The organism is Cognatishimia activa (genome assembly GCF_026016445.1).
Taxonomy (GTDB): domain Bacteria; phylum Pseudomonadota; class Alphaproteobacteria; order Rhodobacterales; family Rhodobacteraceae; genus Cognatishimia; species Cognatishimia activa_B.
On the sequence record NZ_CP096147.1, the window covers coordinates 2,216,676 to 2,230,716 of the forward strand.

Annotated in this window: 14 protein-coding genes; 10 read left to right on the forward strand and 4 right to left on the reverse strand. The window is 54.3% G+C overall.

Features of this window, described 5'->3' with window-relative positions:
• The gene (locus M0D42_RS11070) at positions 1 to 378 is read right to left on the reverse strand and encodes a YraN family protein (RefSeq protein ID WP_265018669.1); all 378 of its coding nucleotides are present in this window, start codon (positions 376 to 378) and stop codon (positions 1 to 3) included.
• A gap of 19 nt (positions 379 to 397) precedes the next feature.
• Entirely contained in the window at positions 398 to 1,255 is an 858-nt protein-coding gene (rsmI, locus tag M0D42_RS11075) for a 16S rRNA (cytidine(1402)-2'-O)-methyltransferase (protein ID WP_265018670.1), read from the reverse strand.
• 96 nt (positions 1,256 to 1,351) lie between these two features.
• On the opposite strand from rsmI, the gene M0D42_RS11080 reads away from it, so the two are divergent.
• From M0D42_RS11080 to murJ, 3 genes are read left to right on the forward strand one after another with little or no spacing between them, the layout of a single operon-like run.
• Positions 1,352 to 2,524, forward strand: a complete 1,173-nt coding sequence (locus M0D42_RS11080; protein WP_265018671.1) for a penicillin-binding protein activator — start codon at positions 1,352 to 1,354, stop codon at positions 2,522 to 2,524.
• On the forward strand, positions 2,484 to 5,294 hold the full coding sequence (locus tag M0D42_RS11085; RefSeq protein WP_265018672.1) for a [protein-PII] uridylyltransferase: 2,811 nt from the start codon (positions 2,484 to 2,486) through the stop codon (positions 5,292 to 5,294). Before M0D42_RS11080 ends, M0D42_RS11085 begins: the two co-directional genes overlap by 41 nt.
• Positions 5,291 to 6,826: a murein biosynthesis integral membrane protein MurJ gene (murJ, locus tag M0D42_RS11090; RefSeq protein WP_265018673.1), complete on the forward strand. Its 1,536-nt coding sequence runs from the start codon at positions 5,291 to 5,293 to the stop codon at positions 6,824 to 6,826. The genes M0D42_RS11085 and murJ overlap by 4 nt, the downstream gene beginning before the upstream one ends.
• 3 nt (positions 6,827 to 6,829) lie before the next feature.
• Here the strand turns inward: murJ and M0D42_RS11095 are convergent, their stop codons facing one another.
• Positions 6,830 to 7,516: a rhomboid family intramembrane serine protease gene (locus M0D42_RS11095; RefSeq protein ID WP_265018674.1), complete on the reverse strand. Its 687-nt coding sequence runs from the start codon at positions 7,514 to 7,516 to the stop codon at positions 6,830 to 6,832.
• Between the two features lie 72 nt (positions 7,517 to 7,588).
• On the opposite strand from M0D42_RS11095, the gene trpS reads away from it, so the two are divergent.
• Entirely contained in the window at positions 7,589 to 8,623 is a 1,035-nt protein-coding gene (gene trpS, locus M0D42_RS11100; protein WP_265018675.1) for a tryptophan--tRNA ligase, read from the forward strand.
• 58 nt (positions 8,624 to 8,681) lie between these two features.
• Here trpS and M0D42_RS11105 read toward each other — a convergent pair whose 3' ends face one another.
• Positions 8,682 to 9,572 carry a DMT family transporter gene (locus tag M0D42_RS11105; RefSeq protein ID WP_265018676.1) on the reverse strand — a complete coding sequence of 297 codons (891 nt, stop codon included), beginning with the start codon at positions 9,570 to 9,572 and terminating at the stop codon, positions 8,682 to 8,684.
• Between the two features lie 33 nt (positions 9,573 to 9,605).
• On the opposite strand from M0D42_RS11105, the gene M0D42_RS11110 reads away from it, so the two are divergent.
• The 6 genes from M0D42_RS11110 to M0D42_RS11135 all read left to right on the forward strand — a co-directional run bounded on the left by M0D42_RS11110 (position 9,606) and on the right by M0D42_RS11135 (position 14,040).
• Positions 9,606 to 10,517: a helix-turn-helix domain-containing protein gene (locus M0D42_RS11110; RefSeq protein ID WP_265018677.1), complete on the forward strand. Its 912-nt coding sequence runs from the start codon at positions 9,606 to 9,608 to the stop codon at positions 10,515 to 10,517.
• A gap of 262 nt (positions 10,518 to 10,779) precedes the next feature.
• Positions 10,780 to 11,235 (forward strand): universal stress protein, encoded by a 456-nt coding sequence (locus M0D42_RS11115; RefSeq protein WP_265018678.1) that lies wholly within the window; start codon positions 10,780 to 10,782, stop codon positions 11,233 to 11,235.
• Positions 11,236 to 11,338: 103 nt separating this feature from the next.
• Positions 11,339 to 11,902: a NifU family protein gene (locus tag M0D42_RS11120; protein WP_265018679.1), complete on the forward strand. Its 564-nt coding sequence runs from the start codon at positions 11,339 to 11,341 to the stop codon at positions 11,900 to 11,902.
• Positions 11,892 to 12,473, forward strand: coding sequence for a tRNA (adenosine(37)-N6)-threonylcarbamoyltransferase complex dimerization subunit type 1 TsaB (gene tsaB, locus M0D42_RS11125; protein ID WP_265018680.1), 582 nt, complete (start codon positions 11,892 to 11,894; stop codon positions 12,471 to 12,473). Before M0D42_RS11120 ends, tsaB begins: the two co-directional genes overlap by 11 nt.
• A complete protein-coding gene (locus M0D42_RS11130) occupies positions 12,470 to 12,826 on the forward strand; it encodes a GNAT family N-acetyltransferase (RefSeq protein WP_265018681.1) in 357 nt (118 codons plus the stop codon). Before tsaB ends, M0D42_RS11130 begins: the two co-directional genes overlap by 4 nt.
• Positions 12,827 to 13,044: 218 nt before the next feature.
• Complete coding sequence (locus M0D42_RS11135; protein WP_265018682.1) at positions 13,045 to 14,040, forward strand: BMP family lipoprotein; 996 nt, start codon at positions 13,045 to 13,047, stop codon at positions 14,038 to 14,040.
• The last annotated feature ends 1 nt before the right edge of the window (position 14,041 follow it).

A 14,041-nucleotide genomic window follows, 5' to 3' on the forward strand; every position in this document is an offset into this window, starting at 1 on the left:
TCAAGTCGCCAACAATGCGTTTTCAAGAATGTGAACTTCGCCTTTGCCATTCACCAGAGCAACGTCAAAGCGCATATCGACAAGCACACCGCCAGAATAGCGTTCGGCAAAGATGGATGCTGCGTTCATGATACGAGCGACCTGAGCAGGGGAAATGCGCTGCGCTGCCAAGTCGTGTCTGCGGGCTGTTTTCACTTCGACAAAGACCAGCCCTTGATCATCCTCGAACACCAGATCCAATTCACCCCCACCACCGCGCCATCGCTGCGTTAGGGGGCGGCACCCGCGATCTTCGTAGATGCGCTGAACAGCGTTTTCCCCGCTTACGCCGGACAGATAGTTTTGCTGTCCGCGCAATTGACGAGCGTTGAGCTGCATTGGGAATCTCCCAAAAGGTTCACTTCCCTTTCAGTTCTAATGCCAGTGAATAAACTTTCCGTTTATTCACGCCAAAAGCTTTCGCGACAGTATCCGCCGCATCGCGCACTGTCATAGACTGCAGCGCCTTCTCTAGGGCCGTTTCGATGTCTTCGGCAGAGCTTTCATCACCCTGACCACGATCCACCAGAACAACGATTTCGCCTTTAACCCCGGTTTCCGCAAAGGAGGCTGCCAGTTCTACCAACGTGCCCCGGCGAACCTCTTCGAATTTCTTGGTTAGCTCGCGGCAAACGACGGCATCGCGTGTTGCTCCGAGAACATCTGCGGCGTCTTCCAGCATTTGCACCAGCCGTTTGGGGCTTTCATAAAAGACTAAAGTGCCAGGCACATCTTTCACCGCCTCAAAACCATTGCGACGCGCTGACTTGGCGCTGGGCAGAAAGCCAACAAAGAAAAACGCATCTGTCGGCAGACCAGCAATTGAGAGCGCCGTCACAATCGCCGATGGGCCCGGCGCTGACGTTACAAGATGGCCTGCTTCAGAAACGGCCTTTGCCAAGTGGTATCCGGGATCAGCGATCAGGGGCGTACCGGCCTCAGAGGCATAGGCTACCGATTTCCCATCTTCGAGATACTGAAGAAGGCGGTTCCTCACATTTTCCCCAGAGTGATCGTGATAGGCGATGACCTGCCGATCTTTCAGAGGCACGCCATGAATTTCCAAAAGGCGGCGTAAAGATCGGGTATCCTCGGCAGCGATCACATCTGCGCTGGCCAAAATGTCCAGTGCTCTCAATGTGATATCGCGCGCGGTGCCAATCGGTGTTGCGACGAAGTATAGCCCCGCCTTCAATGGCACAAATTGATGATTCAACGCTGGACCCCCTGAGTGTGGCGTTTATTATCCGCAGCAACCGCGGCGCGGTGTGTGTTGCGCTGCCACTTTGGCCTTAGTCTGAGGATCGTGTACATGTTTGCTGCTTTTAAACCCCGTCGTCGTTTTCTGAAAGGGATTCTCTTTGCCGGGGCAACTGCCTTGGTTGCAGCCTGTGAACCGATCAGCGTTGGCGGCGGTCCTTCCATCAATACATCCAAACCTGTGCCGGTCGCTTTGCTGGTTCCAAAGTCTTCGCAGTCTTCAGGTGATGCGGTGCTTTCACAGAGCCTTGAAAACGCGGCGCGTTTGGCGATGACGGATCTGAACGGCGTTGAGATTGATCTGCGTGTCTATGACACCGCAGGAGATGCCGCCGTTGCGCAAGCAGCTGCTTTGAAAGCTGTCGGCGAAGGGGCAAAGATTATTCTTGGGCCGGTGCGCAGTGGTCCTTCCAATGCAGTTGGTGTCGCCTTAGCTGGGAAAGGTGTGAATGTTCTCTCATTCTCTAACAACACCTCCATCGCTGGTGGAAATGTCTTTGTGCTGGGGCCAACATATGAAAACTCCGCAAGACGCCTTGCCAGTTTTGCATCCCGCAACGGCAAATCAAACATCCTGACGGTTCATGCTCAAAACGTGGACGGAGAAGCGGGTCGGAATGCAATTGCAAGCGCGCTTGCATCAAGCGGAGCGGGTAATGCGGGCTCTGTCGCTTATGAATTCTCTCAACAGGGTGTGGTGAACGCGGTTTCTGATATTCGCAATACGGCCCGCAGCTCTGGAGCGGATGCGATCTTCCTGGCTGCAAATACCTCTGGCGCCTTGCCCCTGTTTTCTCAGCTCCTGCCAGAAGCAGGCGTTGATCCAGCGCAGGTTCAGTACATCGGTCTGACCCGGTGGGATATTCCCGCGCAGACGCTGGATCTGCCAGGTGTTCAAGGCGGATGGTTTGCCATGCCTGACCCTGCGCTGAGCGGCCAATTCCGCGACCGCTATTCATTGGCCTATGGCACAAGCCCGCACCCGATTGGCGGCTTGGCCTACGACGGGATCGCCGCGATTGGCGCGTTGGTTTCTCAAGGAAAGTCTGACGCTCTGACGACCTCAGCCCTAACGCAGGGTGCCGGTTTCAGAGGTGTCAACGGCGCCTTCCGCCTGCGCGCGGATGGCACGAACGAACGCGGACTGGCAGTTGCCACGATCCGTGAAAAACAGGTTGTTATCATTGACCCAGCACCAAGAAGTTTTGGCGGCCCAGGCAGCTAACCCTGCCGCCATCCTCCCGGCACCACCGGAAAATCTCATTTGCGACGCCGACCTGATCGTAGACCGCGCCCAACTGGGCGCGGCATTGATCGAAGTGTGTATGGAAAACTCCAATGCGCGGGAGATAAGATCAGCCGTTGTCGCACTTCTGCGAGACAAACAAAAGGCAGGGCGCGAGGCAATTCAGGCCGCATTTGAAAACGATCCGTTTTCTGCACGCCCGATGACCCGTGCTTACACATGGCTGACCGATTGTCTTGTAAATTCAGCCCATTACGTGGCGACACAAGCGCTCCATCCCCTTTCCAATCCGACAGAAGGTGAGCGCATCGCGCTTTTCGCCGTTGGCGGGTATGGCCGTGGCGAGATGGCCCCTCAGTCAGATGTCGATCTGCTGTTTCTGACGCCCTACAAAATCACTGGCTGGGCGGAAAGCGTCATCGAGTCCATGCTCTATATTCTTTGGGATTTGCGCCTGAAGGTGGGGCATAGTTCGCGCACCGTGCGTGATTGTGTGCGCCTTGGTGGAGAGGATTTCACCATACGCACGGCCCTTCTGGAACAACGCTTCCTTGCAGGGCATGCGCCTCTATCCAATGAACTTTCAGAACGGCTGGAAAAGGACCTGTTCAAAGGATCCGAGCGAGAGTTTGTGGATGCGAAGCTTCTCGAACGTGACGAGCGGCACAAAAAGCAAGGCCAGCGTTATGTGGTTGAGCCGAACGTGAAAGAGGGCAAGGGCGGGCTGCGTGATCTTCAGTCGTTGTTCTGGATCGCGAAATACGTTTACCACGTGGATGACACACATGATCTGGTTGGGCTCGGGCTATTTCGGCAGGACGAATTTGAACTGTTTGAACGCGCAGAGAACTTCCTTTGGGCCACGCGAGCGCATCTGCATCTGATCAATAAGCGCCCGATGGAAAACTTAAGTTTTGACATGCAGGTGATGGTCGCAGAGCGCATGGGCTATACCGACAAAGGTGGCCGCCGCGCCGTTGAGCACTTTATGCAGGACTATTTCCGGCATGCGACCTCGGTTGGGGATCTGACTCGGATTCTGCTGACGAAATTGGAAGACAGCCACACTAAGTCGGCGCCGCTTCTGGAACGCATATTCAGACGTCGCCCTAGCAAGGTCAAAGCGGGATATACCGTCAATAACAACCGCATTTCGATTGCAAACGATGACGAGTTTCTAAGCGATAATCTCAATATCCTTCGCATGTTCGAAGAGGCTCTAAGGACGGGTCTTCTGATCCACCCGGACGCCATGCGCTTGCTACAAGCCAACCTGCATTTGATTGACGAAGAGATGCAGAGCGATCCAAAGGCTGCTCGCATTTTCCTGGATACACTGCTGAAACACGGCAATCCCGAACGCGCCTTGCGGCGGATGAACGAATTGGGTGTTCTCGCGGCCTATATTCCAGAGTTTGAACCCATCGTCGCGATGATGCAGTTCAATATGTATCACTCTTACACGGTGGATGAGCATACGATTCAGGTGATCTCGACTTTCACACAGATTGAACGCGAAGACCTGATCGAAGAACTGCCGCTGAGTTCTGAGATCTTGAAGCGCGGGATCAATCGCAAAGTCCTTATGGTCGCGATGCTGCTGCACGATATCGGCAAGGGCCGGGACATTGACCACTCTATTCTTGGCGCTCAAATTTCCCGCAAAGTCGCACCACGGTTGGGGCTAACAAAAGAAGAATGCAAAACCGTTGAATGGCTGGTGCGGTATCACCTCTTGATGTCTGACGTCGCACAGAAGCGTGACTTGTCTGATCCAAGGACCATTCGCGACTTTGCGAAAGCCGTGAAATCGGTGAAAAACCTTGATTTGCTGACTGTGTTGACCGTCTGTGATATTCGTGGCGTTGGCCCGGACGTGTGGAATAACTGGAAAGCGACCCTGATCCGCAACCTCTATGCCCAAACGCTTGCCGCTCTGGAAGACGGAGCAGAAGCCTTGAATAGCAAGCAGCGCGGCAATGAAGCACGCAAGTCTTTGCGCACAAGATTGACGGATTGGGATAGCAAACTCATCAAAGCAGAATGCGCACGGCATTATGAACCTTACTGGCAAGGTCTTCCGGCGGAAGCGCATGTCGCCTTTGCCAAGCTGCTGCAAAATCTGGATGGCGGAGAAGTCCACATAGATCTGCAACCGGATGAAGATCGCGATGCGACGCGGGTTCTCTTCGCTTTGGAAGATCACCCAGGCATCTTCTCTCGACTTGCCGGCGCTCTGGCGCTTGTGGGGGCAAACGTGGTGGATGCGCGGACCTACACGTCCAAGGATGGCTATGCGACAGCAGCCTTCTGGATTCAGGATGCAGATGGCAGCCCCTATGAAGCCAGCCGACTGAACCGCCTGTCCCAGATGATCCGCAAGACCTTGATGGGTGAGGTTGTCACCTCTGAAGCCATGAAGTCACGCGATGTCATCAAGAAACGCGAACGTGCCTTCCGCGTGCCGACAACCATCACCTTCGACAATGAAGGGTCCGAGATTTACACGATTATCGAGGTCGATACCCGCGATCGTCCAGGCCTGCTTTTTGACCTCACCCGCACACTTGCGAACAGCAATGTCTATATCGCGTCTGCGGTGATCGCGACCTATGGCGAACAGGTCGTCGATACCTTCTACGTGAAAGATATGTTTGGACTGAAGTTCTACGCGGAGAGCAAACAGAAAACGCTAGAAGCCCGCCTGAAAGATGCCATCGTCAAGGGCGCTGAAAGGGCCAGCGCGTGAAGCCAATCCGCCTGATACGCAGCTTCCTAACAGTTGGGTTTTGGACGCTCGCGAGCCGAATTCTCGGCTTCGCGCGTGAAATCATGATTCTCTCGCTGATTGGTCCAGGCGCTGCGCTCGACGCTTTTGTGGCTGCATTCAGACTGCCAAACATGTTTCGTCGTTTCTTTGCCGAAGGCGCGTTTAATGCAGCTTTCGTACCCATGTTTTCAAAAAAGTATGAAGCTGGGGATGATCCGCAGGCCTTCGCTCAGGATGCTTTGAATGGATTGTCCTTATCCGTCCTGATCCTGATTGCCGTCGCGATGATCTTCATGCCCGGTTTTGTCTGGCTGACGGCAGAGGGTTTTTATGGCGACCCGCGGTTTGACGTAACCGTTGGCTACGGGCGGATTGTCTTCCCTTACATTCTTTTCATGTCACTTGCCGCTCTGTTTTCCGGGGTTCTGAATGCAACGGGGCGATTTGCAGCAGCAGCAGCAGCCCCCGTTCTTTTGAACATCTTTGCGGTGGCTGCGATGACATTCGGCTATGTTCTGGGCGGAGAAGTGGTCACTTGGCTGCTATGGGCGATCCCTGTCGCTGGCATTGCGCAGCTGGCTCTTGTTTGGGTCGCCGCGGAAAGGGCCGGTGTCACGCTCAGGATAGGAAGACCACGCTGGACGCCCGACATGTCCCATATGGTCAGAGTCGCGGTACCCGCGGCGCTTGCTTCCGGAGTGATGCAGATCAACCTTGTGGTGGGCCAGCTCGTGGCCTCCCGAACCGAAAGCGCCGTTAGTTGGCTCTTTGCCGCCGATCGGCTTTACCAACTGCCTTTAGGAGTGGTTGGGATCGCCGTTGGGATCGTATTGCTTCCAGAACTCTCTCGCCGCTTAAAGGCAGGTGATGACGCAGGTGCACGCGATGCCTATTCGCGAGCCGGCGAGTTCGCCCTCGCGCTCACCATTCCATGTGCCGTTGCTTTTCTTGCCATCCCATTGGCGCTGGTTTCTGTGATGTATGAACGCGGAGCGACCACCGCTGAAGATAGCCAAGCCATCGCCTGGGCGGTTGCGATTTATGGCCTTGGATTGCCTGCCTTCGTCCTGCAGAAACTGCTTCAGCCTTTGTATTTCGCACGTGAAGACACGAAAAGTCCGTTTCGCTTTGCGGTCTATTCTATGATCATCAACGCCGGTCTAGCCTTTGGATTGCACCCTGTTATCGGCTGGCTTGCCCCGGCTGTAGCTACAACTGTCGCCGGCTGGGCAATGGTGGCCATGCTAGCCCTTGGAGCGCGTGAGTTCGGTGAAGTTGCGCGTTTTGATCACCGCTTCCGTGCAAGTGCTCCCCGGATTATTGTGGCCGCCATACTGATGGGGGCTGCACTGCTAAGCGTTCAATGGCTCCTGAGTGATGTGCTCATCACCGCAGGATGGCGCTATCTCGCCCTGCTCGCGCTGATTTCAGCGGGCGCAGTTGTCTATTTCGCAATCGGACAGATAATCGGCGCGTTTAACTTGCGCAGCCTTCTTAAAGGTGGTCGTTAAATCTTAGTCGTGGCGGATCATGGCGCGGATGCGCGCCCAACCGCCCGGTACTAAGAAAAATGACATCCCAAAGCCAGTTGCAAACCCAGTAAGATCAGCAATCCAATCTCCGTTGCCGCCAAAAAGTGCGCCAAACAGCAGCTGAATACCCAGCAGCATCGCAATCAGAGAAAAAGCGCGCATCTGGTTTTCCCCGCCGACTTTCAGACGAATCCAGATCAGAAAAGTGAAAGCGCCAATAAAGCCGTAAGCGCCCGGATAAGATCCAATCAGGGTGACCGGGTCAGGCCATACTGCGGTGTAGACTACCGCTCCGAGCGCACCTGAGGCGAAAAACACCAAAAGTACGGCGATGGGGTGGAAAACCTCGCCCACCATCTTACCCAGTGCCAAAACGATCACCGCGCCAAAGAGCGCGTGCGTGAAACTTCCATGCAGGAAAAGATAGCTAAATATCCGAATGATGTGTTCGCTGGGCCAATTCCCATTCTGCCACATCCACGCAAAAATATCGGGTGAATAGGCAAACTTCTGAACAGCCTGCAGCCTCCACGCAATTGCCTCAGGGCCACCAACCAGCCCGGTGCTTCCTGCATAAAACACGATCTCTACGCCGATGATCACTATCGCCAGCGCCGCAATTACGGGTGGAAGCGCATTAAATGGGCTTGAATTATTCGGGTCAGACATGTGCGCTCCTTGACGGCATTCGGTGCCATGGGTAAGCCAAGCGCGCAACAAATTCCAGACGGAGTATCTGATATGAGTGAGGCGGTCCAAACGTCTTCTGCTTTCACCCCGCGTGTTTTCTCGGGCATCCAGCCTTCAGGTGGCCTGACACTCGGCAATTATCTTGGCGCGATGAAGCGCTTTGTGGACACTCAGAACACCGGAGTGCAATCGATCTACTGCATGGTGGATCAGCACGCGATCACCGTCTGGCAAGACCCGGAAAACCTGCGCCGCGCCACTCGCGAACTTTGCGCGGGTTACATCGCGTCGGGTCTCGATCCTGAGAAATCCATTCTGTTCAACCAATCCCAGGTGCCTGAACACGCGCAGCTGGGTTGGATTTTCAACTGCGTCGCCCGCATGGGCTGGATGCAGCGTATGACCCAGTGGAAAGACAAAGCGGGTAAGAACTCGCAGAACGCTTCTTTGGGTCTCTTCGCTTACCCCGCCCTGATGGCAGCTGACATTTTGATCTACCACGCGACACATGTGCCGGTTGGAGAAGATCAGAAACAGCACGTTGAACTCACACGCGACATCGCGACTAAGTTCAACCACGACTACAAGGTCGATTTCTTCCCGATCCCAGAACCGGTGATTGAGGGCACGGCGACCCGGGTGATGTCTTTGCGTGATGGCACCAAAAAGATGTCAAAGTCAGACCCGTCTGATGCCTCTCGCATCAACCTGACCGACAATGCAGACACGATCGCTAAGAAGATCCGCAAGGCGAAAACCGATCCTGAAGGCCTGCCTTCTGAAGCCAAAGGTCTGGAAGAGCGTGCCGAAGCGCGCAACCTTGTGAACATCTACGCTGCCCTAGCTGAAAATTCAGTTGATGCAGTTCTGGCAGATGTTGGCGGCAAGCAGTTCTCGGAGTTCAAACCGATGCTGGCCGAGTTGGCGGTTGAGAAGCTGTCTCCGATCTCAAACGAAATGGCGCGTTTGATGGAAGATTCTGCCGAGATCGACAAAATCTTGGCGCGCGGTGCTGAACGTGCGCGCGAGATCGCGTCTCCGATCTTGAAAGAGACCTATAAGATCGTGGGCATGGTTGGCTCATAAACATTCACGACAAGAGAAATCAGAAGCCGGGCACACTGCCCGGCTTTTTTTTTGCACCCTAGGCTGGGGCACTGCTTCGTTTCAGCCCTTTTGGTTTTGTGAACATCACGAAGTTTCCCATCACGATCAGAGCCACGCCAATGAAGGCAGTTCCGGTCCATTCGTAGCCCTCAAAGAGGGTCGACAAGAGCAATGCGATCAGCGGAAAGACGACGGTCGCATATCCGGCCTTTGCAGACCCGACATTTTGTACCAACAGCAAATAGGTGGTGAACCCAACAACCGATCCGATGACGGAGAGATAAACCAGCGCACCCAAATAGGTCGCTCCTGTTGGGATAATGATGGATGTGCCGCTCCCCCAAATGAGTGCGAGCAAGACGACAGACCCGATGCCCATACCCCAGGCATTTGCGGTGATCGGTGTCACGCCCACCGAAGTATTCTTGCGCGAAACCATGTTGCCCAGTGAAAACAGCATGGTGCCACCGCAAGCCCAGGCGACACCACGCAGGCTGTTCATATCGAAACGTGCAAAGAGGTCGTTCCAGAAAAGTAACAACAGTCCCGAAACACCGATAAACCCTGCAGAGATCACACGAGGCGATATGCGCTCTTTGTAAATCAGCCGCGCATTCACGGCGTTAAATATGGAAGCCAAGGAAAACACCACCGAGACCAACCCGGACGGGATTAGCCCTGTCGCGTTGTAAAAGCAGATGAAGTTGAAACTAAAAAGGCACAATGCCTGCAAGACAACAAAGCGCCAGACGTTTGGCAGTTTCAATCGGCCGAGCAGCACCAGCCCGACGATCATGACAATGGCCGCTAAAGCAAAGCGGTAAAAGATCGAGACGAGCACCGGCACATCGCCCAATTGAAAGGCGATGGCGATCCAGCTGGTGCCCCAGATCAAAACGGTGGCGGTAAAAAGTAAGAAAACAGTCATAGGCGCGATAAAGCTCTGAATTGAAGCGATGTATTGCACGATCTTGCGCAAAACGTCTTTGCCGCGCTTTCACCACCTACGCGATGGGACTATGTTCGCGTCATGAAACACTCGGTTTTTGATTTCCTTGATCAGTCCCCTGAGGCCGTAACCCATGCTCACCTTGAGCTTGGCGACGGTTGCGGTGTGACCATTTGGGAAAACAACAACGATCGCATTCGCTATGAAGCTCCTGCGAATAATACCTTCAGCCTTTATCTGAAAGGCGGCACCGGCACCTATCGAACTGACGCTGGTCGCGCGTCGGGCTACCCAGGTGCCGTCTGCATTATGCCAGAGGGCTGCGATTCCGAGTGGGAGATCAATAAGCCCTTCCGCTTTGTACATCTCTATCTGTCTAATGAACGGTTGTGCAGCGGCTTCGTGCGCACGCACGATTGCGACGTGCGTCGGATGCAAATTGACGAGGCGACATTTGCTGAAAATCAGCGCATGGCTGCTCCGCTCCTGCAGCTTGCCCAGGCGGCTTATCGGGATGATCGGCTTCAGGCCGAAACAGCCATCGCGGAATTCTTCGGTGCCTTGGACCCCAAATCCACATCGATGAGCGCGGGCTTAAGTCCTCATGTTTTAAGGCGTATTGATGAATGGATCGAAGCCCACTTGCATGAAGCCATTTCATTGGAAGACATGGCGGATCAGGCAGAGCTTTCCAGCTTTCATTTCCATCGCATGTTCCGCTTGTCGCGTGGGCTGGCCCCGCATGCATGGGTCACCGAGCGCCGAACCCAGCGCGCTTGCGCGTTGCTGCAAACCGATCTGCCGATTGCGCAGATCGCGGCAACTTGTGGGTTTTCGCATCAAAGCCATATGAACCGGGTCTTCAAACGTGCTCTGGGAACCACCCCTGCGCAATATCGCCTCCTCCATCGCGCAGGTTCATAAAACCGCAATGTTAATGTTGCGAATCCGTTTCAATTGCCTGCTATCAAATTGACACCGACAAGCTATCTGCGCGGTTACCCCCAAAGCGCGCGCGCCATTTCATGGGCTTACGCCCAACTACATTTTAAAAGCGCCGCCCCGGAGCTTTGGCTCTGGGGCAATTTCTTGATGGACAGTGTCGAACTGCCACGCCCCAATCGCACTTTAATCCCATTGCCCTCTCCCCATCCTTCGGCCATGATGCCGCCAAGGAGGCGTTTTCATGCGTAAATTTCTAGTCGTGCTGGATGACAGCCGGGAATGTTTGAACGCGATGCGTTTTGCAGCGATGCGAGCGAGGAAGACCAACGGGGGCGTGGAAATCCTGTCGATTATCCCGCCTGAGGAATTCCAGCATTGGATCGGTGTAGGCGATATTATGCGCCAAGAAGCACGCGAAAGAATTGAAGCTCACTACGAAGTCTTTGCCAAATGGATGAGGGATCGTCAGGGCATTGACCCTGAGCTTGTGATCCGTGAAGGCGAACTAGTGACTGAAATCTTGGCACAGGTGAGTGCTGACCCAGATGTAGGTGTTCTCGTGCTGGGTGCCGGAACTGACAAGGGCGGCCCTGGCCCATTGGTAACTCAGCTAGCTCGTGCCTCAGGCACCCTGCCGATCCCAATCACTGTTGTTCCGGGCGATCTTTCCAAAGAACGTCTCGAAGCCATCACCTAAAGCAATAGGCCGGGTACTTAATCCGGCCTTTTAGAATCATTCCAAACCTTGACAGCGCTTGATCTGCCCCGCATATCAAAGGGCAGATACGAAAGGCATGGCTATGTTTATTCAAACCGAATCCACCCCTAACCCAGCAACCCTGAAGTTCCTTCCGGGCCAGACAGTGCTGGAAACCGGTACCGCGGATTTTCCATCTCAGGAAGCAGCGGCCAATTCTCCATTGGCGCAGCGCGTTTTTGGTGTGGCGGGTGTGACAGGTGTCTTCTTTGGCCATGACTTTGTCACAGTAACCAAAGCTGATGACGTTGAATGGGATCACCTGAAACCCTCCATCCTCGGTGTGATCATGGAGCATTTCCAGTCTGGTCAGCCTGTATTGGGTGCTGAGGCCGTTGCGCCTTCTGGCCATGCAGAACATGATGGTGAAGACGGTGAAATCGTCAACCAGATCAAAGAGTTGCTTGACACACGTGTTCGCCCCGCTGTGGCTCAAGACGGTGGTGATATCACCTTCCATGGCTTTGAACGCGGCGTTGTTTACTTGCACATGCAAGGTGCCTGCGCGGGCTGCCCATCTTCGACAGTGACGTTGAAAATGGGCATCGAGAACCTGCTGCGCCACTATATCCCTGAAGTGACAGAGGTGCGCCCAGTTGGCTTCTGATCCTCTGATCCTTGGATTTGATACATCGGCCGCGCATTGCGCGGCCGCTTTGCTCTGTGGAGACCGTCTTTTGGGTTCCGTTGCCCAAGAGATGACGCGCGGCCAAGCCGAAGAGCTTATGCCCATTCTTGAGGCCCTTCTGAAAGAACATGATCTCTCCTGGAAAGATCTCAACGTCATTGGCGTCGGAATCGGGCCGGGCAATTTCACAGGCATTCGCATTTCAGTCTCTGCCGCGCGCGGGTTGGCACTGGCACTTGGAATTCCCACGATCGGAGTATCGACATTTGAGGCGAGCCTTCATGGCATCAGCGGCCCAACAGTGGCTTCAGTTCCCGCGCCACGAAATCAGCAGTATATTCTTGAACCACAAAAAGAGGCGGTTTTGCATCAGGGTGTTTTCGAAACCACCCTTCCAGTTGTGATCCCACCCGCTGCTGACGAACTCGCGACAAATATTGCCTATGTGGCCCGTGAGAGAATGCATCACGAAACGGCCCGACCTGCTCCGCTTTACATTCGAGCTGCAGATGCCGCGCCATCGCGCGATATCCCACCACAAATTCTATGACTCCGAGCGGCTTCGCCAGAATATACGAGCGCGCGTTTCCCGAATCTCGCCCCTGGTCGGCTGCTGAGTTTGAGGACATCCTAAGTTCAAAGCACAGTTTTTATGTGGGTGACTCGCGCGGCTTTGCCGTTGGGCGTGTGATCGCCGGAGAATCCGAGCTGATCACCTTAGCCGTCGAGCCGAAATTTCAAGGGCAAGGATTTGGGCGTAGATTGCTGAAACTCTATCAAGCAGAAGCATTAAAATTAGGCGCAGAAAGCTACTTCTTAGAGGTGGCCAGCGACAATAAAACTGCGATTAATTTATATATTTCAGATGGGTACAGCGTATCATCCTCGCGTCCAAACTACTAAAAACGCGATGACGGCCGTACCGTTGACGCGATTATAATGATCAAAGAAGCGGCAACTCAAAGCTGAGCCAGCGCTATTCTGGGCCATTTGGTCAAAAAACCGGTTGACCCTCCCACCCCTTACCGGCCAATTTTGGATATTGATCTGATAGATCTTAAAATTCCAAGGTCCGGCGAGAGTGACAGACTGGACCATTCCAAACTGTGGGAGATACATTCATGACCCTTATGCAGAAATTCCTCGGCGCTGCGGCGACCGTTGCTCTGACTGCAGGCGTCGCTGCTGCTGATCCAGCCGTCATTTTTGACCTGGGTGGTAAATTCGACAAATCCTTTAACGAAGCTGGCTACAACGGCGCAGAGCGTTGGGCAGAGGAAACTGGCGGCAAATATCTGGACATCGAACTTCAGTCCGAAGCTCAGCGTGAGCAAGCGCTGCGTCGCTTTGCTGAAGCAGGTGCAAACCCAATCGTAACCATGGGTTTCGCGATGACACCAACCATCGAACAGGTTGCTCCTGAGTACCCAGAAACCAAATTCGTGAACATCGATGGCTGGGCGAACCTGCCAAACGTTCAAACCATCTCTTTTGCTGAGCACGAAGGTTCTTACCTGGCAGGCGTTATGGCGGCGAAAGCGTCTAAGTCTGGCACCGTTGGCTTCATCGGCGGCATGGATATCCCTCTGATCCGCAAATTTGCATGTGGCTACGCACAAGGCGTTAAGTCTGTGAACCCAGACGCAACCATCATCGCGAACATGACAGGTACAACTCCTGCGGCATGGAACGACCCGGTAAAGGGCTCTGAGCTGACCAAAGCGCAGATCTCTCAAGGCGCTGACGTTGTTTACGCAGCGGCGGGCGGTACCGGTGTTGGCGTTCTGCAAACAGCAGCTGACGAAGGCATCCTGTCCATCGGCGTTGACAGCAACCAGAACCACCTGCATCCAGGTAAAGTTCTGACATCCATGCTGAAGCGCGTGGACGTTGCGGTTTATAACGCGCTGAAAGACGGCGAAGGCCTCGCAACCGGCTTCCAGAACCTCGATCTGGCAAGCAATGGTGTTGGCGTCGCGTTTGACGACAACAACGCGTCTCTTGTGAGCGCCGAAATGACCGAAGCGGTCGATATGGCGACAAAGGCGATCGTTTCAGGTGAGATCACTGTAGAAAACTACGCCGCAGCAGAATCCTGCTCGGTTCTGGAATTCTAAT